Annotated in this window: 26 protein-coding genes, 3 tRNA genes and 1 pseudogene; 20 read left to right on the forward strand and 10 right to left on the reverse strand. The window is 59.9% G+C overall.

The window, feature by feature from the left end; genetic code table 11:
* The first annotated feature begins 9 nt into the window (after positions 1 to 9).
* From ACSQ17_RS04135 to ACSQ17_RS04155, 5 genes are all read left to right on the forward strand, one after another.
* Positions 10 to 1,257 (forward strand): NAD(P)/FAD-dependent oxidoreductase, encoded by a 1,248-nt coding sequence (locus ACSQ17_RS04135; RefSeq protein WP_436067702.1) that lies wholly within the window; start codon positions 10 to 12, stop codon positions 1,255 to 1,257.
* A gap of 17 nt (positions 1,258 to 1,274) precedes the next feature.
* Positions 1,275 to 2,075, forward strand: a complete 801-nt coding sequence (locus ACSQ17_RS04140; RefSeq protein WP_233686409.1) for a DUF1365 domain-containing protein — start codon at positions 1,275 to 1,277, stop codon at positions 2,073 to 2,075.
* The gene (locus ACSQ17_RS04145; RefSeq protein WP_436067703.1) at positions 2,062 to 3,336 is read left to right on the forward strand and encodes a class I SAM-dependent methyltransferase; all 1,275 of its coding nucleotides are present in this window, start codon (positions 2,062 to 2,064) and stop codon (positions 3,334 to 3,336) included. Before ACSQ17_RS04140 ends, ACSQ17_RS04145 begins: the two co-directional genes overlap by 14 nt.
* On the forward strand, positions 3,329 to 3,856 hold the full coding sequence (locus tag ACSQ17_RS04150) for a DUF2878 domain-containing protein (RefSeq protein ID WP_436067704.1): 528 nt from the start codon (positions 3,329 to 3,331) through the stop codon (positions 3,854 to 3,856). Before ACSQ17_RS04145 ends, ACSQ17_RS04150 begins: the two co-directional genes overlap by 8 nt.
* 95 nt (positions 3,857 to 3,951) lie before the next feature.
* Entirely contained in the window at positions 3,952 to 4,263 is a 312-nt protein-coding gene (locus tag ACSQ17_RS04155) for a YkgJ family cysteine cluster protein (RefSeq protein ID WP_392540339.1), read from the forward strand.
* Between the two features lie 110 nt (positions 4,264 to 4,373).
* Here the strand turns inward: ACSQ17_RS04155 and ACSQ17_RS04160 are convergent, their stop codons facing one another.
* The 6 genes from ACSQ17_RS04160 to hemA all read right to left on the reverse strand — a co-directional run bounded on the left by ACSQ17_RS04160 (position 4,374) and on the right by hemA (position 9,887).
* Entirely contained in the window at positions 4,374 to 4,889 is a 516-nt protein-coding gene (locus ACSQ17_RS04160) for an acyloxyacyl hydrolase (protein ID WP_436067705.1), read from the reverse strand.
* Positions 4,890 to 4,988: 99 nt separating this feature from the next.
* Entirely contained in the window at positions 4,989 to 5,777 is a 789-nt protein-coding gene (gene murI / locus ACSQ17_RS04165) for a glutamate racemase (RefSeq protein ID WP_436067706.1), read from the reverse strand.
* Complete coding sequence (locus ACSQ17_RS04170; protein ID WP_436070427.1) at positions 5,770 to 6,528, reverse strand: molybdopterin-synthase adenylyltransferase MoeB; 759 nt, start codon at positions 6,526 to 6,528, stop codon at positions 5,770 to 5,772. Before ACSQ17_RS04170 ends, murI begins: the two co-directional genes overlap by 8 nt.
* A 19-nt stretch (positions 6,529 to 6,547) precedes the next feature.
* Positions 6,548 to 7,381 (reverse strand): peptide chain release factor N(5)-glutamine methyltransferase, encoded by an 834-nt coding sequence (gene prmC / locus ACSQ17_RS04175; protein ID WP_436067707.1) that lies wholly within the window; start codon positions 7,379 to 7,381, stop codon positions 6,548 to 6,550.
* Positions 7,382 to 7,499: 118 nt separating this feature from the next.
* A complete protein-coding gene (gene prfA, locus ACSQ17_RS04180; protein WP_436067708.1) occupies positions 7,500 to 8,582 on the reverse strand; it encodes a peptide chain release factor 1 in 1,083 nt (360 codons plus the stop codon).
* A 9-nt stretch (positions 8,583 to 8,591) separates the two neighbouring features.
* Positions 8,592 to 9,887 carry a glutamyl-tRNA reductase gene (gene hemA / locus ACSQ17_RS04185; protein ID WP_436067709.1) on the reverse strand — a complete coding sequence of 432 codons (1,296 nt, stop codon included), beginning with the start codon at positions 9,885 to 9,887 and terminating at the stop codon, positions 8,592 to 8,594.
* Between the two features lie 185 nt (positions 9,888 to 10,072).
* Here hemA and ACSQ17_RS04190 point away from each other — a divergent pair, with 185 nt between their 5' ends.
* The 11 genes from ACSQ17_RS04190 to ACSQ17_RS04240 all read left to right on the forward strand — a co-directional run bounded on the left by ACSQ17_RS04190 (position 10,073) and on the right by ACSQ17_RS04240 (position 18,589).
* Positions 10,073 to 11,803 (forward strand): tetratricopeptide repeat protein, encoded by a 1,731-nt coding sequence (locus ACSQ17_RS04190; RefSeq protein ID WP_436067710.1) that lies wholly within the window; start codon positions 10,073 to 10,075, stop codon positions 11,801 to 11,803.
* Positions 11,800 to 12,420, forward strand: coding sequence for a lipoprotein insertase outer membrane protein LolB (gene lolB / locus ACSQ17_RS04195; RefSeq protein WP_436067711.1), 621 nt, complete (start codon positions 11,800 to 11,802; stop codon positions 12,418 to 12,420). The genes ACSQ17_RS04190 and lolB overlap by 4 nt, the downstream gene beginning before the upstream one ends.
* A complete protein-coding gene (gene ispE, locus ACSQ17_RS04200) occupies positions 12,417 to 13,292 on the forward strand; it encodes a 4-(cytidine 5'-diphospho)-2-C-methyl-D-erythritol kinase (protein WP_436067712.1) in 876 nt (291 codons plus the stop codon). The genes lolB and ispE overlap by 4 nt, the downstream gene beginning before the upstream one ends.
* 42 nt (positions 13,293 to 13,334) lie before the next feature.
* Positions 13,335 to 13,409: transfer RNA gene (locus ACSQ17_RS04205), tRNA-Gln, on the forward strand.
* Between the two features lie 51 nt (positions 13,410 to 13,460).
* Positions 13,461 to 13,535, forward strand: a tRNA-Gln gene (locus tag ACSQ17_RS04210).
* A 46-nt stretch (positions 13,536 to 13,581) separates the two neighbouring features.
* The gene (locus ACSQ17_RS04215) at positions 13,582 to 14,523 is read left to right on the forward strand and encodes a ribose-phosphate pyrophosphokinase (protein WP_090251437.1); all 942 of its coding nucleotides are present in this window, start codon (positions 13,582 to 13,584) and stop codon (positions 14,521 to 14,523) included.
* A 114-nt stretch (positions 14,524 to 14,637) separates the two neighbouring features.
* On the forward strand, positions 14,638 to 15,240 hold the full coding sequence (locus tag ACSQ17_RS04220) for a 50S ribosomal protein L25/general stress protein Ctc (RefSeq protein WP_436067713.1): 603 nt from the start codon (positions 14,638 to 14,640) through the stop codon (positions 15,238 to 15,240).
* A 69-nt stretch (positions 15,241 to 15,309) separates the two neighbouring features.
* Positions 15,310 to 15,900, forward strand: coding sequence for an aminoacyl-tRNA hydrolase (gene pth, locus ACSQ17_RS04225; RefSeq protein ID WP_436067714.1), 591 nt, complete (start codon positions 15,310 to 15,312; stop codon positions 15,898 to 15,900).
* A 31-nt stretch (positions 15,901 to 15,931) separates the two neighbouring features.
* A complete protein-coding gene (ychF, locus tag ACSQ17_RS04230; protein ID WP_436067715.1) occupies positions 15,932 to 17,032 on the forward strand; it encodes a redox-regulated ATPase YchF in 1,101 nt (366 codons plus the stop codon).
* A gap of 77 nt (positions 17,033 to 17,109) precedes the next feature.
* Positions 17,110 to 17,186: transfer RNA gene (locus ACSQ17_RS04235), tRNA-Met, on the forward strand.
* A 167-nt stretch (positions 17,187 to 17,353) separates the two neighbouring features.
* Complete coding sequence (locus ACSQ17_RS04240; protein WP_436067716.1) at positions 17,354 to 18,589, forward strand: tyrosine-type recombinase/integrase; 1,236 nt, start codon at positions 17,354 to 17,356, stop codon at positions 18,587 to 18,589.
* 147 nt (positions 18,590 to 18,736) lie between these two features.
* Here the strand turns inward: ACSQ17_RS04240 and ACSQ17_RS04245 are convergent.
* Together ACSQ17_RS04245 and ACSQ17_RS04250 are read right to left on the reverse strand one after the other, a co-directional pair.
* A protein-coding gene (locus ACSQ17_RS04245; protein ID WP_436067717.1) for an IS3 family transposase occupies positions 18,737 to 19,887 on the reverse strand; the annotation gives its coding sequence in 2 pieces (ribosomal slippage) (positions 18,737 to 19,644 and positions 19,644 to 19,887; 1,152 coding nt in all).
* A 62-nt stretch (positions 19,888 to 19,949) separates the two neighbouring features.
* Positions 19,950 to 20,540, reverse strand: a pseudogene (locus tag ACSQ17_RS04250) (type I restriction-modification system subunit M N-terminal domain-containing protein); the annotation flags it as partial.
* A gap of 246 nt (positions 20,541 to 20,786) precedes the next feature.
* Here ACSQ17_RS04250 and ACSQ17_RS04255 point away from each other — a divergent pair.
* Genes ACSQ17_RS04255 through ACSQ17_RS04270 form a run of 4 tightly spaced genes read left to right on the forward strand, consistent with a single transcriptional unit; the run spans position 20,787 to position 22,388 of the window.
* Positions 20,787 to 20,993 (forward strand): hypothetical protein, encoded by a 207-nt coding sequence (locus tag ACSQ17_RS04255; protein ID WP_436067718.1) that lies wholly within the window; start codon positions 20,787 to 20,789, stop codon positions 20,991 to 20,993.
* 48 nt (positions 20,994 to 21,041) lie between these two features.
* Positions 21,042 to 21,371, forward strand: a complete 330-nt coding sequence (locus tag ACSQ17_RS04260; RefSeq protein WP_233686595.1) for a hypothetical protein — start codon at positions 21,042 to 21,044, stop codon at positions 21,369 to 21,371.
* 37 nt (positions 21,372 to 21,408) lie between these two features.
* Positions 21,409 to 21,861, forward strand: coding sequence for a hypothetical protein (locus ACSQ17_RS04265; RefSeq protein ID WP_436067719.1), 453 nt, complete (start codon positions 21,409 to 21,411; stop codon positions 21,859 to 21,861).
* The gene (locus tag ACSQ17_RS04270) at positions 21,858 to 22,388 is read left to right on the forward strand and encodes a hypothetical protein (protein ID WP_436067720.1); all 531 of its coding nucleotides are present in this window, start codon (positions 21,858 to 21,860) and stop codon (positions 22,386 to 22,388) included. The genes ACSQ17_RS04265 and ACSQ17_RS04270 overlap by 4 nt, the downstream gene beginning before the upstream one ends.
* A 299-nt stretch (positions 22,389 to 22,687) precedes the next feature.
* On the opposite strand, the gene ACSQ17_RS04275 is transcribed toward ACSQ17_RS04270, so the two are convergent.
* Together ACSQ17_RS04275 and can are read right to left on the reverse strand one after the other, a co-directional pair.
* Positions 22,688 to 23,596, reverse strand: a complete 909-nt coding sequence (locus ACSQ17_RS04275) for a DMT family transporter (protein ID WP_436067721.1) — start codon at positions 23,594 to 23,596, stop codon at positions 22,688 to 22,690.
* A 3-nt stretch (positions 23,597 to 23,599) separates the two neighbouring features.
* Positions 23,600 to 24,244, reverse strand: coding sequence for a carbonate dehydratase (can, locus tag ACSQ17_RS04280; protein ID WP_436067722.1), 645 nt, complete (start codon positions 24,242 to 24,244; stop codon positions 23,600 to 23,602).
* Between the last annotated feature and the right edge of the window lie 2 nt (positions 24,245 to 24,246).

The following is a 24,246-nucleotide window of genomic DNA, read 5'->3' on the forward strand; positions in this document are numbered from 1 at the left end:
GGACAGTCCATGAAAATTGCCATTATCGGCAGCGGCATTGCCGGCCTCACCAGCGCTTATCTGCTCAACCGCCGTCACGACATCACGGTGTTTGAGGCCAGCGACTGGATCGGCGGTCACACCCACACCGTTGATGTTGAGGTGAAGGGGCAGCGGTATGCCGTGGACACCGGTTTTATCGTGTTCAACGACTGGACCTACCCGAACTTTATCCGCCTGCTCAGCCAGCTGGGGGTGGGGTTCAAGGACACCGAGATGAGCTTCTCGGTCAGCGACCCGCTAAGCGGCGTGGAATACAACGGGCACAACCTCAATACCCTGTTCGCCCAACGCAGCAATCTGGTGTCGCCGAAATTCATCGGCATGGTGCGCGACATTCTGCGTTTCAACCGCGAGGCGCTGCAGGACCTCAACAACCAGCGCATCGGCGCCGACATGACCCTGGGCGATTACCTCAAGACCAATGGTTACAGCGAGCGGTTTATCCAGCACTACATCGTGCCCATGGGCGCGGCGATCTGGTCGATGTCGCTGAATGACATGCTCGGCTTCCCGCTGCAGTTCTTTGTGCGTTTCTTCAAGAACCACGGCCTGCTGTCAGTCAGTGATCGTCCACAGTGGTGCGTGATCGAAGGCGGCTCCAGCAGCTATGTAGCGCCGCTGACCGAATCGTTCAAACAACACATCCGCCTCAACTGCGCGGTGAACCGGGTTGAGCGCGATGGCGACGGCGTGACTGTGCACAGCGCTGCCGGTAGCGAGCGTTTCGACAAAGTGGTGTTTGCCTGCCACAGCGACCAGGCTCTGGCACTGCTGGCTGCACCGACACCGACCGAACAGGCCATCCTCGGTGCGCTGCCCTATGCCGACAATGACGTGGTGCTGCATACCGACACCCGCTTGCTGCCGAAACGACCACTGGCCTGGGCCAGCTGGAACTACCGCCTCGGCGGTCCGGTGGATCAGCCGGCAGCGGTGACCTATGACATGAATATCCTGCAGGGCATTCAGAGCGAGACCACCTTCTGCGTCAGCCTGAACCAGACTGCCGCCATCGACCCGAGTAAGATTCTCGCCCGCTACACCTACGCCCACCCGCAATACAGCCTGGCCGGCATGGCCGCGCAGGCGCGCTGGGAAGAACTGCTCGGCGCTAACCACAGCTACTTCTGCGGCGCTTACTGGGCCAATGGCTTTCATGAAGATGGCGTGGTCAGCGCGCTGCGCGTGGCCCGTGAATTTGGTGAGGCGCTGTAGTGAACAGCCCAACGGCACTGAACAGCGCCCTCTACAGCGGCTGGGTGCAGCACCGGCGTTTTGCCCCACGGCTGCACAACTTCCGCTACCGCATGGGCCTGCTCTATCTCGACCTGAGCGAGCAGGACGCCGTGCTCGCGCTGTCGCCCCTGGCTGGGCGTGGCCGCTTTGCGCCTTTTGCCTTTCGTGAAACCGATTACCTGCCACAGTTCACCGGGGCCGGTACCCACTTGATCGATGCCGTACGCCAGCGCGTGACGGAAGCGCTGGGCCGCACGCCACTGGGCCGCATCTGCCTGCTGACCCAGCCGCGCAGCTGGGGGCTGAGCTTCAACCCGGCGAGCTTCTTTTACTGCCATGAGGCCGATGGCCGTCTGGCGGCGATTCTCTGCGAAGTGAGCAATACACCCTGGCGTGAACGCTATCACTACGTATTACCCGCCGAGGGCGAGGGACACCTGCACGTCGCAGTGGCCAAGGCCTTTCACGTCTCACCCTTTCTGCCGCGCGAGCTGGAATACCGCATGAGTTTCAGCCCGGCCGGCGAGCGCCTGGGTATTCACATGGCCGACTGGCAGGGCGAGGACAAACTCTTCGATGCCAGCCTCAGCCTGCAACGCACCGAGCTCAACCGCGCCAGCCTGCATCGCTATTTGCTGCAATTTCCCTGGATGACCGGCAAGACCGTGGCCGCCATTTACTGGCAAGCCCTGCGTCTGCTGCTCAAACGTATTCCCCTGTTCACCCATCGGGCCGCTGAAGGTGATTTCCGCGTCGCCCGCCCCGCATCAAAGGACGCCATCCATGAAAAGCTCTAGCCTGACCTCCGCCAAACATGTGGTGCGCGCCGGCAGCGGCATTGGTGCCAGCCTGCTGCGCCGTGCGGTACTGCGCCAGCTGAAACAGCTGCGCCACGGCCAACTGGTGATCATTGAAGGTGACGAGCGCATGGAGTTCGGCGATGTCCACTCCAGCCTGAGTGCCGAGATCCGGGTGCAGGATGGTGCCGTCTGGGGGTTGGTGGCCGGCAACGGCTCAATCGGTTCGGGCGAAGCCTATATCCACGGTTACTGGACCACCCCGGACCTGACGGCGGTGATTCGCGTATTCGTCAGCAACCTCGACGTACTCGACGCCATGGAAAGCGGCCTGGCCCAGCTGGGCCGTCCGCTGATTCAGGGTCTGCACTGGCTCAATCGCAACACCCGCAAAGGCTCGCGCAAGAACATCTCTGCCCACTATGACCTGGGCAACGAGCTGTTCGAGCAGTTTCTCGACCCGACCATGATGTACTCGGCCGCCATGTTCCGCAGCGCCAACGACAGCCTGGAGCAGGCGCAGCTGAACAAGCTCGAACGCATCTGCCAGAAGCTGGCGCTAAAACCCAGCGACCACCTACTGGAAATCGGCACCGGCTGGGGCAGCATGGCGATCTACGCCGCCACTCATTACGGCTGCAAGGTGACCACCACCACGCTGTCACGCGAGCAGTTTGCCTACACCCAGCAGCGCATCCAGGAACAAGGCCTGCAAGGGCAGATCACCCTGCTGCTGGAGGATTACCGCGACCTCGCCGGACAATTCGACAAGCTGGTGTCGATCGAGATGATCGAGGCGGTGGGCCATCGTTTCCTGCCCACCTACTTCCAGCAATGCGCCAGCCTGCTCAAGCCAGACGGGCTGATGCTGCTGCAAGCCATCACCATCCGCGATCAGCGCTATGAACAGGCGAAAAATGCCGTGGACTTTATCCAGCGCTACATTTTCCCCGGCGGTGCCCTGCCCTCGGTGAACAAGATGCTGGAGATCATCAGCGCCAAGACCGACATGAACCTGCACCATATGGAGGACTTCGGCCTGCATTACGCCCGCACCCTGCGCATCTGGCACGACAACCTGCGCCAGGCACGGCACAAGCTGGAGCAGCAGGGCTACGACGACTACTTCTTCCGCCTGTGGGAGTTCTACCTGTGCTATTGCGAGGGTGGTTTTATCGAGCGCACCATCGGCACCGCGCAATTGCTGCTGGCCAAGCCAGCCGCCCGTCCGGCACCGCTTCTGGGAAATCTCGATGGCTAAGCTGCTCGTCAACACCCTGCTGTTTCAGCTCGGTTGGTTCGCCTGCGTCTTCGCTGGCGACAGCCTGTGGCTGCTGGTTGTCGCAGCGGTGCTGGCGGTGCATCTGCTGTGGACCAGCAGTTGGGCAGCCGAAGGCAAGCTGCTGGTCAGCGTGTTTCTGGCGGGCAGCGCGCTGGACAGCTTCCTGCTCAACCTCGGCTTTTTTGACTTCGGCGAGCCACGCACCCTGATCCCACTGTGGCTGGCCAGCCTATGGCTGCTGATGGCCACCACGCTCAATCACTGCCTGGCGTGGACCGCGCAACCCTGGTGGCGCGGCAGCCTGCTCGGCGCGATTGGCGCACCACTGTCCTATTACGGCGGAGCGCAGATCGCCGGCGTCGGCCTGCCCTACGGCACATGGCAAAGCCTGCTGCTGATCGGCGCTATCTGGGCGCTGGTGATGCCCGTGTTGCACGGCTTCGCCAAGCTCTATCGCAGCCAGTACGAACAGCGCCTACGCGCACGCCAATCGGCTTAACCGGCAGGCTCAGCGTAGGGCGGACGCATATAGCTCCCTCCTCCCTGCGTCGGCCATCGCCTCCGGCCTGATGCCGATGGCGTACACTGCAGCGCATGAGCCAACGCATCCCCCACACCCAACTCGCCGACGAACCTGCCATCAGTTGCAGCAACTGCGCCGCCTGCTGCTGCCAACTGGAAGTCATGCTGATCACCGACACCGGCGTGCCGCCGCGCTATATCGACACCGATGACTGGGGTGGCGAAGTCATGCTGCGCCTGGACGACGGCTGGTGCGCCGCGCTGGACCGCGACAGCATGCGCTGCACCATCTACGAAGTGCGCCCACTGATCTGCCGCGAATTCGAAACCGCCTCACCTGAATGCCTGGAAGAGCGCAAAGGTATGAGTAGCATCTATCGCTGAGTACGCGGCTTACTGTCGAGATAAAAACTCATCAGGAACAATCTCTGAGGTTGCCAGCAACGGCCATAAAAAAGCCGGATCGCAATCCGGCTTTTTAACCGCACAAACCGCTAGAAACTCAGGCGGTAATGCAGGCTATAGCTCTCAACACCATCGTTAGGTTGTTTAAGCCCGGCGTTGGAGTAATGCAGGGCGCGCACTCCGACTTCCTGGCCGGCGAAGCGCACACCAAAACCGAGGCGGTCTTCAAACTGAAAGGAAGAACCCAGGTCGTTATCTTCCAACTCAGTGCTGCTGAACGCGGCAATGCCGATACCGGCTTCGATATAGGGTTTGAAGCGCTCACCGGCAAACTCGTAAACAAACACCGGGCTCAGGGACAGGCTGTGGTTACTGGCGGTTTTGTCACCGTCCCAGTAGGTGTAGGCGGCATCCCAGTAGCCGGTCAAACGACCGACATCACTGGCAAACCAGCTCTGGTTGAAGTCGAACTGCGTACCCAGGCGGTAGGTCATGGTCGAATCCCCGGTTTGCCCAATGGCAACACTCAGGTCCATCGCCTGCACGGCACTCACCTGCCCCCAAGCCAAGGCCGCCAGCGCAGCCAAGGTCACGACTTTTCTCATGGCAATTTCCTTGTTCAGCCAATACGGACGTGTGTATAGACGCCGTCTGAGAGTATAGAAATCTTTAGCCGTTGAGAAAGCCCATAGCAAACCGGCGCATCAGGGCAAGCGGCGAACCTGGCTGGCTTCATCCCAGAGCAGCGGCAGCACCCGTTGCATGGCCGCCGGCTCGGCACTGGACCAGAACGCCGTGGGCTGCGCCGGCCCTGCGGCCAGCAACTCATGCGCCGCCAGCAGGCGCTGGACCTGCCGCGCCACCGCTGCTCCGGTGTCGATCAGGCTGATGGATTCCGGCACCAGCGTGCGCAGCAACGGCTTGATAAAGGGGTAATGGGTGCAGCCGAGAATCAAGGTGTCGCAGCCCTCGGCCAATAGCGGCGCAACAAAACCCTCTAGCAACTCGCGGGTGGCAGCGCTCTCCAGCTCACCGGCTTCGATGCGCTCAACCAGACCAGGGCAAGGCTGAGTAATCACCCGCACATCGTTGGCAAAACGGTCGAGCAACGCGGCGAACTTGGCGCTTTTCAGCGTGCCGGTGGTGGCCAGCACGCCGACCACACCGGACTGGGTTGCCGCCGCCGCAGGCTTGACCGCGGGTTCCATGCCCACCAAGGGCAGTTGCGGATACAGCTCACGCAACTCGGCAACACCCGCCACGGTGGCGGTATTGCAAGCCAGCACCAGCGCCTTGGCACCCTGGGCCAAAAGAAACTCAGCCAATACCCGGCAGCGCTCACGGATAAATTCCGGGCTCTTTTCGCCGTAGGGCACATGGCCGCTGTCGGCGACATACAGCAGCGACTCATTAGGCAACAGCGCGCGAATTTCGCGCAGCACCGACAAACCGCCGACGCCGGAATCGAACACACCAATCGGCGCGTTACTCACCGCTGGCCACTCCACACACGCTGCAGCCCGGATCGCGCTTGACCCGCAGTTCACGGAAACGACTGCCGAGGGCATCGATCAGCAGCAGCCGCCCCACCAGCGGCTCACCGAACTGCGCCAGCAGCTTCAGCGCTTCCAATGCTTGCAGGCTGCCGACCAGACCGACCAGCGGGCCGACCACCCCGGCTTCACTGCAGGTCAGCTCGGCCTCGCTGCCGTGGCCGTAGATGCAGTGGTAGCACGGGCTGTCGTCACGCCGTGGATCGAATACCGAGAGCTGGCCTTCCAGGCGGATCGCCGCACCACTGACCAGCGGCACCTTGGCCGCCACGCACGCGGCGTTGACCGCCTCGCGGGTGCCAAAGTTGTCCGAGCAATCCAGCACCAGGTCCACCGCTGCAACAGCCGCAGCCAGGGAGTCGCTGTCTAGCCCCTGGCGGTGCGCTTGCAGGCGCAGTTGCGGGTTGATTGCCAGCAGACGCTGGCTCGCCGAGTCGACCTTGCTCTGGCCGATGCTGGAAGTATCGTGAGCGATCTGCCGCTGCAAGTTAGTCAGATCGACCGTATCGAAATCCGCTAGATGCAGCTCACCGACCCCGGCGGCGGCCAGGTACAGCGCCACCGGCGAACCCAGGCCACCGAGACCGATAATCAGCGCGCGGCTGTTTTTCAGGCGCAGCTGGCCGGCGATATCGATCTGTTGCAAGAGGATCTGCCGGCTGTAGCGCAGCAATTCCTCGTCATTCAGCATGTCGTGCAGGCTCATGGCATCACTCACTTTCGAAGCGTCCCAGACTGATGCGCTCATGGCCGCCCAGGTCACGCCGGCTCTCCACCGCGCTAAAGCCGCGCGCACCGAGCAGCCCGCGCACCGCCGTGGCCTGGTCGAAACCATGCTCCAGCAGCAGCCAGCCGCCTGCTTCAAGATAGTCCGGTGCCTGTTGGATGATCAGGCGAATATCGTCCAGCCCATCCGCGCCGGCCACCAGCGCACTGCTCGGCTCGAAGCGCACATCGCCTTCGGCCAGATGCCGATCATCGACGGCGATATACGGCGGGTTGCTGGCAATCAGCTGATAACGCTGGCCAGCCAAGGCGCTAAACCAGTGGCTTTCTACAAAATTGGCATTGGCCAGTTTAAGGCGTGCGCGGTTGCGTGTAGCCAGAGCCACCGCCTCAGGCACACGGTCGACACCGGTCAATTGCCAGACCGGACGCTCGCTGGCCAGGGCCAGGGCAATCGCACCGGTGCCAGTGCCCAGATCCAGCACCTGCGCAGGTGCGGCCGGCAGCAAGGCGAGAACAGTTTCCACCAGCAGCTCGGTATCCGGCCGTGGAATCAGGGTATGTGACGCCACTTCCAGGTCCAGACTCCAGAAACCCTGCTGGCCGAGAATATAGGCCACCGGTTCGCCAGCCTGACGCCGAACGAGCGCGGCCTGATAGCGCTCAAGTTGCGCGGCATCAAGTTCACGCTCCGGCCAAGTGCGCAGGTAGCTGCGCGGTTTGCCCAGGATATGGGCCAGCAACAGCTCGGCATCCAGGCGCGGGGTGGGCGAGTCGGGTAGCGCGGCGGTGTTAAGCAGGGATTCGATGGTGACCATATTTTTCTCGTAGGGTGGATCGCGCGTTATCGATCCACCGCAGACATCTGGTGGATGAAAAAGCGTCATCCACCCTACGTGGTACATGGCGTAGGGTGCGCCGTGCGCACCACAGGACTCAATCGCCCAGCGCGGCCAACTGGTCAGCCTGATATTCGACCAGCAGCGGTTCGATAATCGCCTCGACACCGCCAGCAATCACCTCGTTAAGCGAATACAGAGTCAGGTTGATACGGTGATCAGTGACCCGCCCTTGCGGGAAGTTATAGGTGCGGATGCGCTCGGAACGGTCGCCGGAGCCCACCAGCAGCTTGCGCGAGTCGGAAATTTCCTTGTGCGCGGCGGCTTCCTGCTGATCCTTGAGCTTGGCCGCCAGCCAGGCCATGGCCTTGGCGCGGTTCTTGTGTTGCGAGCGCTCTTCCTGACATTCCACCACGGTGCCAGTGGGAATGTGGGTGATGCGGATCGCCGAGTCCGTGGTGTTGACGTGCTGACCACCCGCGCCGGAGCTGCGGTAGGTGTCCACGCGCAGGTCGGCCGGGTTGATGTCGATGGCCATCTGCTCATCCGGCTCTGGCAACACAGCGACCGTGCAGGCCGAAGTGTGGATGCGGCCCTGGGACTCGGTTTCCGGCACGCGCTGCACGCGGTGCGCGCCGGACTCGAACTTGAGCTTGCCGTAAACGTTGTCGCCCTCGACCCGGGCAATCACTTCCTTATAGCCGCCATGCTCGCCTTCGCTGGCCGACAGCACTTCCACACGCCAGCCCTGCTTCTCGGCATAGCGCGAATACATACGGAACAGGTCGCCGGAGAAGATCGCCGCCTCGTCGCCACCAGTGCCGGCACGCACTTCAAGAAACACGTTACGGCCGTCATTGGGGTCTTTCGGCAGCAGCATGCGCTGCAAGGTGGCTTCCAGCTCGATCAATTGCGCCTTGGCTTCGGCTACTTCTTCCTCGGCCATCTCGCGCATGTCCGGGTCGCTGTCCTTGAGCAGCGCCTGCGCGCTTTCCAGGTCGGCCTGCACCTTACGGAAGGCACTGAACGCCTGGTACACCGGCTCAAGCTCGGCGTATTCCTTGGAGTAGGCGCGAAACTGCGTCTGGTTGCTGATCACTTCGGCATCACCGAGCAGCGCGGTCAGCTCTTCGAAACGATCCTGCAACAGGTCGAGTTTATTGATCAGTGACGCTTTCATTGCAGACCTTTATTGATTGGCCGAGCCGCTATGAGTAGAAGCAGGCGACGCGCCCTCGTCGAGGGCAAAGAGTTCCTGCGCCACGCCCAACGCATCGACGCGGCCATCGGCAGAGAATTTTTTCAGTTGCACGCTGGGTGCGTGCAACAGTTTGTTGGTCAGGCCGCGAGCCAGTTGCGCCAGCACCTCTTCTGCCGAGCTGCCGTTACTCAACAGCCGCAGAGCCTTGCTCAGTTCTTCATCGCGCAGGCGCTCGGCCTGCTGACGATAGGCCTTGAGCACATCCACCGCCGCCAGCTCGCGCAGGCGCTGCATGAATTCCTGGGCACCGACACTGACCAGTTCTTCGGCGGCCTGGGCCGCGCCCTGACGGCTCTTGAGGTTTTCCGCGATGACCTCGTGCAGGTCATCGACGGTATAGAGGTAGACGTCATCCAGCTCACCGACTTCCGGCTCGATATCGCGCGGCACGGCGATATCGACCATAAAGATCGGCTTGTGCTTGCGCTGTTTCAGCGCCCGCTCCACCGCGCCTTTGCCGAGAATCGGTAGCTGGCTGGCGGTGGAGCTGATGACGATATCGCTGTTGACCAGCTCATCGGGGATTTCCGAGAGCAGCACGGCATGCGCGCCGAACTGTTCGGCCAGGCTGCTGGCGCGCTCCAATGTACGGTTGGCGACGACGATGCGCTTGATGCCCTGATCATGCAGGTGGCGCGCGACCAGGCTGATGGTCTCGCCGGCACCGATCAGCAGCGCCTGGCTGCGATGCAGGTCAGCGAAAATCTGCTTGGCCAGGCTGACGGCGGCAAAGGCCACCGATACCGGGTTTTCACCAATTGCGGTATCGGTGCGCACGGTCTTGGCGGTGCTGAAAGTAGCCTGAAACAGCCGCCCGAGCAGCGGGCCAAGGGTGCCGGCCTCACGGGCCACGGCAAACGCCGATTTCATCTGACCGAGAATCTGCGGCTCGCCCAGCACCATGGAGTCCAGGCCGGAGGCCACGCGCATCATATGCCGCACGGCTTCATCGTCGGCGTGGATATAGGCGCAGGCGCGCAATTCCTCGAGGCTCAGCTGGTGATAATTGGCCAGCCAGGCCAGCACTTCATCGGCACTCAGGCTGTCCTGCTCGAGGTACAGTTCACTGCGGTTGCAAGTCGAGAGAATCGCCGCCTCGCGGCTGCTGGTGCGCTGACAGAGCTGCTGCAAAGCCTCAACCAACTGCTCGGGAGTGAATGCCACGCGTTCGCGGACATCCACCGAGGCGGTCTTATGGTTGATACCGAGGGCAATAAAGGCCATGCACGATCGCTGACAGGGAGTGGAAGCCGGCAATTGTCCTACTTCGGCAATGCGAGAACAACCACTGCGGCTTATTGTCCCTATAAGCAGCTTTATCTCTCTCACCGGGATCATGGCAGCCCATGGGCTTGCCCCAGCGCTTGTGTCATGATGCCCAGACCGCAGGTTGGCCACATACTCTTCTTATGAATAGATCCTTTGCCTTGCTGACTGCCGCTGCCTTGTTAAGTGGCTGCCAGACCTTTGCCCCCTCTTCCCCGGATGGCACACCGCCCGTGGAAGACCCGGCCGCCGTTGCCACGCCCGCACAGCCGCAGGTGTATCGCGCGTTCAGCCAGGAAACCCTGCTGGCGCTGCTGACCGCAGAGCTGGCCGGCCAGCGCAACCGTTTTGATATCGCCCTGGAAAACTACGTCCAGCAGGCCAAGGCCACTCAGGATGCCGGCGTCGCCGAACGCGGCTTCCGTATTGCCGAATACCTCGGTGCCGAACAACCCGCCCTGGAAACCAGCCTGCTGTGGGCCAAGACCGCGCCCGAGAACATCGACGCCCAACGTGCTGCCGCCGTGCAACTGGCCCGCGCCGGCCGTTATGACGAATCCATGACATTTATGGAGCAGGTACTGCAGCGTCAGGGCGATACGCATTTCGACTTCCTCGCCCTGTCCGCCGCCGAAACCGACCCGGACACTCGCGCCGGCCTATTGCAGAGTTTTGATCGCCTGCAAGCGAAATACCCGGACAACAGCCAGCTGCAGTTCGGCAAAGCGCTGTTGCTGCAACAGGATGGCCGCCCGCAGGAAGCCCTGGAACTGCTCGAAGAGCAGCCCAGCAAGAACCGCCCGATTGCCTCGATTCTCCTGCATGCGCGCCTGCTGCAAAGCCTGGAGCGCAATGACGACGCCCTGCCGCTGCTGGAAAAAGGCATTGCGCAGAACCCGAACGACAAACGCCTGCGCCTGACTTACGCCCGCCTGCTGGTTGCGGAAAATCGCCTGGACGACGCCAAGGGCGAATTCGCCTCACTGCTGCAGCAATACCCCAACGACGATGACCTGCGTTTCTCCCTGGCCCTGGTCTGCCTGGAAGCCAAGGCCTGGAAAGAAGCCATCATCTACCTGCAAGAACTGATCGAACGCGGCAGCCACAGCGATGCTGCGCATTACAACCTGGCCCGTGCCCATGAAGAACTGGACGACATCCCCAGCGCCCTGATCGAGTACGCCCTGGTTGGCCCCGGCAACGACTACCTGCCAGCCCAGGCCCGACAGAGCGAACTGCTGTTCAAACAGCGGCGCGGTGAGGAAGCCGCAGAGCGTCTTAGCCGCGCCCGTGAAAGCCAGCCCGACTACGCCATCCAACTGTACCTGCTCGAAGCCGAAGCCTGGTCCAAACAACGCAACAGCGAGCGTGCCTGGCAAGTCATTGAACAAGCCCTGGAACAGTTCCCGGAAGACCTCAACCTGCTCTACACCCGCGCCATGCTGGCGGAAAAACGCGGCGACCTGGCCCTGCTGGAAGAGGACCTGCGCTTTATTCTGGAGCGCGAACCCGACAACGCCATGGCCCTCAATGCCCTGGGTTACACACTGGCCGACCGCACCACCCGCTACGCCGAAGCTAAACAGCTGATCGAACAGGCCTACCAGCTCAACCCTGGCGATCCAGCCATTCTCGACAGCCTCGGCTGGGTCAATTACCGCCTGGGCAACCTGGATGAAGCCGAGCGCCTGCTGCGCAAGGCCATGCAGGAGTTTCCCGACCACGAAGTCGCCGCCCATCTGGGCGAGGTACTGTGGGTTCAGGGCAAACAGAAGGAAGCGCGCAAACTCTGGCGCGAAGCCCTGAAACAACAACCCGACAGTGACATTCTGCGCAGCACCTTACTGCGCCTGACCGGAGCCGAAACGCTGTGAAGCTTGTCCGCCACCTGCTGGTTTTCAGTCTTATCGCCTTACTCACAGGCTGCGCCGGCCTGACCTCGAAAGAAGCCCTGGAAGGCCAGGGCGACGCACAAAGCTGGCAAGCCCACAAACAGCGCATCAGCAGCCTGGATGCCTGGCAAATCAATGGCAAGGTTGGCATCCGCGCACCGAAAGACTCCGGCAGCGGCACCCTGTTCTGGTTGCAACGTCAGGACTACTACGACATTCGCCTCTCCGGCCCACTCGGTCGCGGTGCCGCGCGTCTCACCGGCCGACCGGGCGAAATCCTTCTGGAAGTGGCGAATCAAGGCCGCTATCAAGCCGCCTCACCGGAGCAGCTGCTGCAAGACCAGCTTGGCCTCAACCTGCCGGTCTCCCATCTGCTCTGGTGGATTCGTGGCCTACCCTCACCGGACAGTAAAAGCCGTCTGAACCTCGACGGCCAGAGCCACCTGGCACAGCTAAGTCAGGATGGCTGGTACGTCGAATACCTGAGTTACGCGGAGCAAAATGGTTTCTGGCTGCCGGAACGCATCAAGCTCAGCGGTTATGACCTGCAAGTCACCCTGGTGATCAAGGACTGGCAACCGCGCCAGCTCGGTCAATGAGCGCATCCGCAATACCCGCCGCTGCCGAATTGACTCTGCCGGCACCGGCCAAGCTCAACCTGATGCTGCACATCCTCGGTCGTCGCGCCGACGGTTACCACGAGCTACAAACGCTGTTTCAGTTTCTCGATTTCGGCGACGAGCTGGGTTTTGCCCTGCGCAGTGACGGCGAAATCTGCCTGCATACCCCAGTCGACGGCGTACCCCATGACAGCAACCTGATCGTCCGCGCCGCCCGCCTGCTCCAGCAGCAGACCGGCTGCACCCTGGGCGCCGACATCTGGTTGGACAAACGCCTGCCCATGGGTGGCGGCATTGGCGGCGGCAGCTCGGATGCTGCCACCACTCTGCTTGGCCTCAACCACCTGTGGCAGCTGCACTGCTCCGAAGATCAGCTGGCAGCGCTGGGACTGAGCCTGGGCGCCGATGTGCCGGTGTTCGTGCGTGGCCACGCGGCCTTCGCCGAGGGGGTTGGGGAAAAGCTGCAGCCGGTAACCCTGAGCGAACCCTGGTTTCTCGTGGCGATTCCGCAAGTGCTTGTCAGCACTGCGGAAATTTTCTCCGACCCCGAGTTGACACGGGATACGCCGCCCATTAAAGTTCGCAGCCTTCTTGAGGGGGGTGGTCGTAATGACTGCCAGCCGGTGGTCCAGAAGCGTTATCCAGAAGTTCATAACGCTTTGATCCTGTTGAACAAATTTGTTCCAACTCGATTAACCGGCACTGGAGCTTGTGTGTTTGGGAGCTTCCCAAACCAGGACGATGCTGATAAAGTCGCCCGCCAACTTCCAGCCACTTTGCCAAGTTTTATCGCCCAAGGCCGCAACGTCTCAATGTTGCACCGCAAGCTCGAAACATTGGTCAGGAAGTAAATGCATGCTCTGCAGTTAAATAGAGCAACGGGTTGTACATGTAGGGGCGTCGCCAAGCGGTAAGGCAGCAGGTTTTGATCCTGCCATGCGTTGGTTCGAATCCAGCCGCCCCTGCCATTCCGCCCTGGAGCGGATACACAACTCAAAGCATTTGGTTACACAGGATACAGGGGCGTCGCCAAGCGGTAAGGCAGCAGGTTTTGATCCTGCCATGCGTTGGTTCGAATCCAGCCGCCCCTGCCATTTTCTGTACTCACCCAGGTATACCCTCAGCCGGCAGGTACTGCGCGTGTCCAAGATGATGGTCTTTACGGGGAACGCTAACCCCGATCTGGCGCGACGTATCGTACGTCAGCTGCACATTCCCCTCGGTGATGCTTCTGTCGGTAAATTCTCCGACGGCGAGATCATGATTGAAATCAACGAAAACGTCCGCGGTAAAGACGTCTTCCTGATTCAACCGACATGCGCGCCAACCAACGACAACCTGATGGAACTGGTGGTGATGGCCGACGCCTTCCGCCGCTCCTCAGCGACCCGAATTACTGCAGTTATCCCCTACTTCGGCTATGCCCGCCAGGATCGCCGCCCGCGTTCCGCTCGCGTGGCCATCAGCGCCAAAGTTGTGGCTGACATGCTTACCGTCGTCGGTATCGACCGTGTACTCACCGTCGACCTGCACGCGGATCAGATCCAGGGCTTCTTCGATATCCCGGTAGACAACATCTACGGCTCCCCAGTACTGGTGGACGATATCGAAGACCAGCGCTTTGAAAACCTGATGATCGTTTCCCCGGATATCGGCGGTGTGGTGCGTGCTCGCGCCGTGGCCAAGTCCCTGGGTGTTGACCTGGCGATCATCGACAAGCGCCGCGAGAAAGCCAACCATTCCGAAGTAATGCACATCATCGGTGATGTCGAAGGCCGTACCTGCATTCTGGTCGACGACATGGTTGATACCGCCGGCACCCTGTGCCACGCGGCCAAAGCACTGAAAGAACACGGTGCCTCGAAAGTCTTCGCCTACGCCACACACGCCGTACTGTCTGGCCGTGCGATCGAGAACATCGAAAAATCCGTACTTGACGAGCTGGTGGTGACCAACACCATTCCGCTGTCTGCTGCCGCGCAATCCTGTTCGCGTATTCGCCAACTGGATATCGCCCCGGTAGTCGCTGAAGCGGTTCGCCGCATCAGCAATGAAGAATCGATCAGCGCGATGTTCCGTTAATTCGGAGCACGCCCTGAGCGCAAACGCCCTGCCCTGAAGGCAAGGCCTTTCAACCAACCGTCCCGTCGCTGGTCGCAAGCGTAACGGACGGTTTGGTTATTTTGGAGAAGTGAAATGACTGATTTTGCCCTGAATGCCGAAGTGCGTTCCGACCTGGGGAAAGGTGCGAGCCGCCGCCTGCGTCGTAACGTTGCCATGGTTCCTGCCGTAATTTACGGCGGCGAAAAAGCCCCACAATCGATCAGCCTGCTGGCCAAAGATTTCGCCAAACTGCTGGAAAACGAAGCAGCCTACAGCCACGTGCTGAGCCTGAACGTTGCCGGCAGCAACGAAAGCGTGATCATCAAGGCCCTGCAGCGCCACCCAGCCAAAGGCTACGTACTGCACGCTGACTTCGTTCGCGTCGTTGCTGGCCAGAAACTGACCGCCCACGTACCCCTGCACTTCCTCAACCAGGAAACTTCGGTTGGCGTGAAGCAGCAAGGCGGCGAAGTCTCCCACGTCCTGGCTGAGGTAGAAGTATCCTGCCTGCCGAAAGACCTGCCAGAGTTCATCGAAGTCGACATGGCCAAGGTTGAAGTCGGTCAGATCGTTCACCTGGCTGATCTGAAACTGCCGAAAGGCGTTGAGCTGGTTGCACTGGCTCACGGTAACGACCTGGCTGTGGCTAACATCCACGCCTCTCGCGTTGCTAAAGACGAAGGCGCTGCCGAGTAAACCTCGCAGCGTCGGAAACCAGCTCGGTATGCGATTCTGCCGAGCTATTTCCACAAAAGGGCTCCTGACATGACTGCCGTACAACTGATCGTTGGCTTGGGTAACCCCGGCCCTGAATACGACCAGACCCGGCATAATGCAGGGGCCCTTTTCGTTGAGCGCCTGGCTGACAGTCAGCGTATCAACCTGAGCCTCGACAAAAAGTATTTTGGCTTGGTGGGCAAGTTCACCCATCAAGGCCACGACGTTCGACTGTTGATTCCCACCACCTACATGAACCGCAGCGGCCAGGCCGTCGCGGCACTGGCGAATTTCTTCCGCATTGCGCCGGAAGCCATTCTGGTGGCCCACGACGAACTCGACATGCCTCCCGGCGTCGCCAAACTCAAACAGGGTGGCGGGCATGGTGGGCATAACGGGCTGCGCGACATCATCGCTCAGTTTGGTAATCAGAATAACTTCCACCGCCTGCGGCTTGGCATCGGCCACCCCGGGCACAGCAGCATGGTTTCCAACTTCGTCCTCGGCCGCGCACCGCGCAGCGAGCAGGAACTTCTGGACACCAGTATCGACTTTGCCTTGAGCGTCCTGCCGGAGATTCTCGCCGGCGACTGGACCGTAGCCATGCGCAAACTGCACAGCCAGAAAGCCACCTCTTAACCTTTTATCGCCAGTGCGCGAGGGAACCACCATGGGATTTAACTGCGGCATCGTCGGCCTGCCCAACGTCGGCAAGTCCACCCTGTTCAACGCCCTCACCAAATCCGGGATCGCGGCCGAGAACTTCCCGTTCTGCACCATCGAACCGAACAGCGGCATCGTCCCCATGCCCGATCCACGCCTCGATGCCCTGGCTGAAATCGTCAAACCCGAGCGCGTAATTCCCACCACTATGGAATTCGTCGACATCGCCGGCCTGGTGGAAGGTGCCTCGAAAGGCGAAGGCCTGGGCAACAAATTCCTCGCCAACATCCGCGAAACCGACGCCATCGCCCACGTGGTGCGCTGCTTCCAGGACGACAACGTGATTCACGTCGCCAACAGCGTCGACCCCAAGCGCGACATCGAGATCATCGACCTCGAACTGATCTTCGCCGACCTCGACAGCTGCGAAAAGCAACTGCAGAAGGTCACCCGCAACGCCAAAGGCGGCGACAAAGAAGCCGTAGCCCAGAAAGCCCTGCTGGAAAAACTCATCCCCCACTTCACCGAGGGCAAGCCTGCGCGCACCCTGATGAAGACCCTCGGCGATGACGAGAAGGCCCTGGTACGCGGCTTTCACCTGCTCACCAGCAAGCCGGTGATGTACATCGCCAACGTTGCCGAAGACGGCTTCGAGAACAACCCGCTGCTCGACGTCGTACAAGCCATCGCCGACGCCGAGGGCGCACCCGTGGTTCCGGTGTGCAACAAGATCGAAGCGGAAATCGCCGAACTCGATGACGGCGAAGAAAAGGACATGTTCCTCGAAGCCCTGGGCCTCGAAGAACCCGGCCTCAACCGCGTCATCCGTGCCGGCTACGAGCTGCTCAACCTGCAGACTTACTTCACTGCAGGCGTGAAGGAAGTACGCGCCTGGACCGTCAAGGTCGGTGCCACCGCCCCACAAGCCGCAGCCGTGATCCACACCGACTTCGAGAAAGGCTTTATCCGCGCCGAAGTCATCGCCTACAACGACTTCATCCAATACAAGGGCGAAGCCGGCACCAAAGAAGCCGGCAAATGGCGCCTGGAAGGCAAGGACTACATCGTCAAAGACGGCGACGTCATGCATTTCCGCTTTAACGTGTAAGCGCTTGATCGCGCGCAGAAATTTTCACTCAACAGGGTTGACACCCAACCCCAAGACGCGAATAATGCGCGCCACTCGGCTACGTAGCTCAGTTGGTTAGAGCATAGCATTCATAATGCTGGGGTCCGGGGTTCAAGTCCCTGCGTAGCCACCAAACACCTGTTTCAAGCTGTCTCAAACAGTCCACGAAACACTTCAAGAAGCCCGCCCCGTGCGGGCTTTCTTGTTTATGGCTGTATATCGACATATCCCCCTATACCTTCCCACCGTGTATGCCTCTGTGTATGCTTCAACGAAAGTTGAACTCGAGGCATACAAGCCATGAAACGTAGCGAAATCAAGCGTCGCCCAATGGCAGACACCGTGCTTTCAGGCCTCGAGCCTGAGGCTGTGGCCTACCGTGAACTAGATGGCGCCGGACTTTACTTTAGGGTTAAGCCCAACGGCGGTAAGTCCTGGGAGCTGCGCTACAAGAAACCCGACGGCAAGTGGTCATGGTTAGGCCTTGGTGGCTATCCCGAGGTGAGTGGAGCACTGGCACGGCAGAAAGCTTCTGAACTGAGAGGCGATGCTTCCCTGGGAAAAAACCCACTCACCAGCAAACAAGCTCGCAGGGCCGAGCAACTGGCCGCAGCCGATGACACCTTTGAACACCTGGCGCGGGAGTGGTACGCCTCTCGACTCAGCAACTGGGACGCTGGCACCGCAAAACGAGTAATAGGCGCACTGGAGCGTCATGTGTTCCCCACCCTCGGCAAACGCCCTTACATCGGCATACTTTCGCTGGAGTGGATGGAACTGCTTCGCGGTATGGAGCAGCAAGGCATTCTCGAGCAGATGAGCCGGGTGCGTGCCTACTGCAAAGACGTGTACGACCTCGCGCGGGTAACCGGCCGCGCCATCAACAATCCCCTGGATGGCGTGCACAAGTTCCTCTCAACAGGCAAAGCCCAAAACTATCCCCACGTCTCGGCTGATGAGTTGCCCGCCCTCCTCCGTGCCATTCGCTCATATCCTCACGCCAAAGATGTTCAGATAGGCTTGCGCCTGCTGACCCTGCTTGCAGTCCGCCCAAGTGAACTTCGGGAAGCCCAATGGTCAGAGTTCGACTTTGACAAGAAGCTATGGACGATTCCGGTTGAACGCAAAGGCCGCAAGAAGGGGCGCGAACACCTGGTGCCGCTCTGCCGCCAAGCCATAGCACTACTGGAAGAACTGCACCCCATTACCGGAGCTTACGCGCTGCTGTTCCCAGGGCGTAGCGACCGCACCAAACCACGCAGCGATACCGTGTTTTTAATGGCACTACGCCGCCTCGGTTATGAAGGCCGACAGACTGGCCACGGCTTCCGCCATATCGCCAGCACCATCCTGAACGAGCACGGCTTTATCGCTGACCATATCGAAGCCCAGTTGAGCCACAAGGCACCTGGCGTTCGTGGCATCTACAACAAAGCTCAGTACATCGAACAACGCACGACCATGCTGCAATGGTACGCCGACCATCTAGACAAGCTCGCCGCCAGTAACGTGGTAGACATCAAGCGACAGGCCTAGATGTGCTGACACAAAAATTCGCGCCTTTATGTCACTGGCTAGCAAGCTGCAATAGCTGAAACGCAAAAATTAGCCAAGAACAGCGCAGAAAAGATGAGCCTCGGGCTTTCAATCCCTTTAAACGCAGTCTGAATCGCCCCGGATTTCCTAGACACTTTCCAGGCTCAGTAAATGTCGCTTCTCAAACTCTACCGGTGACAGCTGGTTGTTGAAACCATGTCGGCGTTTTGGGTTGTAAAACATCTCGATGTAGTCGAACACATCAGCGCGAGCATCCTGCCTAGTGCTATAGATCTTTCGCCTGACCCGCTCCCGTTTCAGCAGCTGGAAAAAGCTTTCCGCTACCGCATTGTCATGGCAGTTGCCACGTCGGCTCATGCTGCCAAGCAAGTTGTTGGCTTTCAGGAAACTCTGCCAGTCGCCGCTGCTGAACTGGCTACCCTGATCTGAGTGAATCATTACTTCCAGCTTGGGCTTACGCCGCCAAACCGCCATCAGCAATGCATCAATAGCCAGGTCGCTGGTCATCTGCGGCTTCATTGACCAGCCAATTACCTGCCGCGAAAACAGGTCGAGCACCACCGCCAAATACAACCAGCCCTCATAGGTGCGGATGTAGGTTATGTCCGTAACCCAGACCTTGTTGGGTTCGGTGACATTGAATCGACGCTCAAGATGATTCGGAGAGGCCACTGGAGGCTTACCACCATAACGGCCCGGTCGACGCCGATACCCTGTCTGCGAGCGCAGTCCTTCCTGGCGCATTAATCGAGCAACGCGATGCCTGCCGCACTGTTCTCCCAGCTCACGCAGGTCGTCATGGATTTTGCGGTAACCATAGACGCCACCGCTTTCTAACCAGGAGTGCTTGATCAAACCCAGCAGACGCTGATCATCCTTAGCTCGTGCCGACTTCGGCTCAGACAGCCAGGCGTAGTAACCGCTGGCATGTACTTTCAGGGTCAGGCACAGACGGCGAACCGAATAGTCTGCGGATAGCTGACTGATGAAGGCGTACTTCAGCCGCACTCCTTGGCAAAGTACGCGGCGGCCTTTTTTAGGATGTCTCGCTCTTCGGTCACGCGCTTGAGTTCAGCACGCAGGCGACGTAACTCAGCGTGTTGATCGTCTTCTTGTGCCCGCTGCTTTTGGGGCTTGCTGTAGCGCTTCACCCAGGCATACAGACTGTGTGTCGACATGCCCAAGCGAGCAGCTACCTCAGCCACCGGCAGACCCCGTTCGGTCACCTGCTTGACTGCTTCGATTTTGAATTCTTCGGGATAACGCGGGTTACTCATGGCACCTCCTAATGGGCCGTATTATGAGGCCTGGAGGTGTCTACGAAACTAGGGGCGATTCAGTCGTCCTGCCCGGTGATTACCAGTGAGGTGGTCAGGTGCACGATATCGCGCGGGGTGAAGTGTTCCCCGGCGGTTTCGTTGGAGCTTTCCGCGAACTTGCGGATCAGCTCTTCGAAGATGATACCCATGCCGAAGTTGCTGATGCGCTCGGGGCTCAGGTCGGTGGCGGCAAAGCGCTGCACCACCTGATACAGCAGGTTGGCGGACGAGAGCTGCTGCACGAAGTCTTCAAAGTGGAAGTGCTCGAAGATCTCGCGGGCGTCCTTGCTGAAGGACTGCACATAGCTCATCAGGTCGGCAGCGGTCTGGGTGTCCGACAACGTGCCCAGGGTCAGCTTGGAGGCATTGAAGAACTGCTGCCCGGCGGCACGCAGCAACAGACGCTCACGCACCAGATCCGGCCGGCCCTCCTGCGCATAGGACTCACGGATCACCGCTTCCTTGGTCGGCTCCAGCACGCACTCCATCCGCCGCAGCAGGGTAAACGGCAGGATGATGCGACCGTACTGCGACTGCTTGAAGTCACCGCGCAGCAGGTCGGCAATCGACCAGAGAAAGGCGGCCGTCTGGGAATGGTTTTCCGTGTTCACGCTACTGCTCCTAAAACGGGCAAAAACAAAGGCGCAAGCCTAACCGCTGCAGCGCGACGGGGATAGACTTGCGCACCGCGCCTGGGCCTTGGCATTGCGCCAAGGCTTGACAGGTGCCAGTCGGAACGGGGTGGATTGAGGGCGTGGTTGTTTCTGCCGGATCGTTACCCGCTCAGCATCCCCGAAAAACTTGAGCAGACTTGCCTTTATCCAGGGTAAGCACAAAGACAGAAAAGGTAAGGTCCTATGATTGATGACGTGGAAGAAATCAGAGCCGAGAGGGAAGAACCGGTCAGATACAGAGAGGTGCAAGGAAAATACGCGGGCCTCTGGAAGCAAATCGCAATGGGCATAGTCGCGGCCTACTGCGCTATCGCCCTCCTCACAACCATAGGCTGGATTATCGCTGCGAAGATAATCACTGGCAGCCTCAAGCTGAACATGCCCTGGTAGGCCTTATAAAATAAGCGGCCACCGTCTCAATGGAGTGATTAAAGGCAGATGAAACAGATATTCCTTGCACTGGCCATGGCCACAAGCCCTGCTGTCGCAGAAGAATCAAAACCCTTGGCCACTCAAGCGGGTGACGCTATGCGGCCTGCTGCAGAAGCCTATAGCAACGGCATGCAGCGACTGATTCATGAATTTTTTGCAGGGTCTGATGGCGTGCTGGGCCAGGCAGCACGTTCCAACCTGAAAGCCCAGGACAAGAAAGAACGCGAAACTAATCGCGGGGTTAGACGCACAATGAAGGAATGCATAAAGCCTGGAAATGTCATCGATGATGACGTGAAGGAATGCATGGAAGGCTTGCGAGTAAAAGAGTGGTGAGGCGAGTCACGATTGATACCAGCAGCAGGAGGACTCCGTGACCGCACAACTGAGAGATACCCTGGAATATGCAGGGAACAAGACTGGGATGACCAGCCTGCCCCTGAGCAGCTACTGGACCATGAATGGCTCAAGGCAACCTGGCACCGTCACTAATGCTCGCCACTTTGCCGATATGGGCACCTTTTGTTGGCGGCGCTACACCGCGCAATGGCGCATTGAGCAGGAGCACCTGTATCTCGTGGAAATCAATGCCACTTACCAAGACGGCACGCCGGCTGCGCTGGAAGACTTTTTCCCCGGCTACCCGGAGCGGGTGTTCGCGCACTGGTTCAGTGGTGAGCTGCGCTGCCCCAGGGGCGAGCTGTTGGAGTATGTACATGCCGGTTTTGCCAGCCGCTATGCCGAAACGCTGGTGTTTACTGTTGAGCGTGGCGTGGTGAAAGGCCAGCGTTGCATCGATAACCGCATCCAAGGTGCCAACACATGAGCGCATTCTGGTATTGGCTGGGAGGTTATCTGCTTGCCGGAATTTTGCCGATAGGTTGCGCATACGGCTATTCGAGGCTGATCAGCCGCTCAGCACCCGCCGATGACACGATGACCTGGAAGGAAAGTATCGCGTGCTTTCTGGCGGTATTGATTCTATGGCCGCTGGTGATCGCCATGCTGGCTAACGAATGGATATTCAACCGCCGCCCACCTACCCCGGTATACCGTGAATGGGTCGCAACGCCGGCCAGCCTGACCGAGCCGTTATCACGGGAACGCATCGAGCAACTGGAGATTTACAGCGACCCACTCAATGCAGTGCCTGCCTTGCCTTTCGGCCATCTAAACGACGCCTGGCAACGTTTCTGCCAGCAACTGCAGGAAACCGACCAGCTGTGGGCATTCCGCATTGATGCTGGCCAAGACACAGGGCTCGACTACGACAAACGCTACGGAATCGTTGAAGGCTACGCCCTGCTTCGTGGTGGGGAAATTTGTGGAGAGTTCTACGCGAGGATGGATTGATCCAGGCTGGTCGGGGGCCTGCAGCGGAGTGATAAGCATGCCCGCTCGTCGGCTTTTTAAGCCGCAAAAAGTCAGCTACAGAAGCGCATACACAAGCTACGAAAAGAGGCGGCCAGAAGCCCAGCAGCCGGAGCCATGTATGCCAGCCTGTATGCCTGTAAAAATTCAAAAAATTAAAATCAATATAAAACAGTACTTTAGCTAACCAGTTCAAATGACTGCGTAACAAAACAAGGGTTTAGCGAAAGCTAAGCCCTTTTTTGTTTTCTGGGCAGGCCTACACACAAACCGCCTTCCCTCTAGCGCCCCTTAACCGTCCTCTGCGTACCGAGCAGCAGTCCAGTAAAGATCAGCGTTGCGCCAAGCCAGTGATAGGGCTGCAAGCCCTCCCCCAGCAATAGCCAGCCCAGTACGGCGGTGAAAACTGGCATCAGGTAGTTGGAGAGCGCGGCCTTGGCGGCGCCGATGACGCGGATGGCGTGGTTCCAGGCGAGGTAGGCGAGCAGTGAAGCGAAGATGGCGGTATAGCCGATGGCGGCCAAGTTGTGCGGCGTCACGCTGAAGTGTGCGCCCTGAGTCAGTTCGTAAAGGTAGAACGGCAGAATCAGCGGCACGCCCAGCAAGATCAGCATGCCCAACAATGCCAGTGGTGGGATTGGCAGCAGGTAGTGGGCCCAACGCCGCAGCAGCAGTGAGTAGAGCGCCCAGTCCGCCACTGCCAGCAACATGATCAGATCGCCCTTGTTGAATGCCAGACCGGCGATACTGGCCCAGCTGCCTTTGCTGATCAGCACCAGCAAACCGCCGGCCGCCACCGCCATGCCCCACCACGCGCGGCGCTGTGGCCACTCACCGAGCAGCAGGCCAGCACCGATAAAGGTCATCAGCGGCAGGCAGGTGTTGACCAGGGTGATGTTGATCGCCGCCGTGGTTTGCGCGGCGGCGTAGAGCAGGCTGTTGTAACCGGCAATACCGAGGCCAGCAAGCACCAGCAAACGCCAGCCGGCGGCACGCAGCGCGGTACGATGTTGCCACAGTGGTTTGGCCACAAAGGGCAGCAACAGCACCAGGGCCAGGCTCCAGCGCCAGAATGACAACGCGAATGGCGGGATTTCTCCAGCAAACGCCCTTGCCACCAGGGCATTACCGGACCAGCAAAGAGTTGCCAGCAGCAGACCGGCCAGCGCGACACGTACGGAAGATTGCATGCCTCAGTTCTGGCCGAGCGGGCGCAGGCGGTATTGCGGCGGCAGCTGCTCCATGCCGCTGACAGTGACGTTGAGGTTCTTCCAGCGGCCATCCTTGATGCCGTAGATGCAACCGTGCACCGCCAGCGGCTGACCACGGTGCCAGGCGTTCTGCACGATGGTGGTGTGGCTGACGTTGGCCACCTGCTGGATCACATTGAGTTCGCACAGGCGGTCGACCTGCTCTTCCTCAGTTGGGAGTTGCGCCAGGTGCTCACGGTGCTCGTAGTAGAGATCACGGATGCTGCGCAGCCAGCCGTCGATCAGGCCGAACTGGGTATCCTGCATGGACGCCCGCACCCCGCCGCAACCGTAGTGCCCGGTGACCAGGATATGTTTGACCTTGAGCACATCAACCGCGTACTGGATCACCGACAGGCAGTTGAGGTCGGTGTGCAGCACCACGTTGGCGACGTTGCGGTGGACGAACAGGTCGCCCGGCAGCAGGCCGACAATCTCGTTGGCCGGCACCCGCGCATCGGAACAGCCGATCCACAAGTACTCGGGCACTTGCTGCTGAGCCAGTTTGGCGAAGAACTGCGGATCTTCTTCCTTAATCGCTTCGGCCCAACGCGCGTTGTTGTCGAAGAGGTGCTGTAAATCGCTCATGG

This window comes from Pseudomonas sp. LjRoot71 (genome assembly GCF_964253255.1).
Classification (GTDB): domain Bacteria; phylum Pseudomonadota; class Gammaproteobacteria; order Pseudomonadales; family Pseudomonadaceae; genus Aquipseudomonas.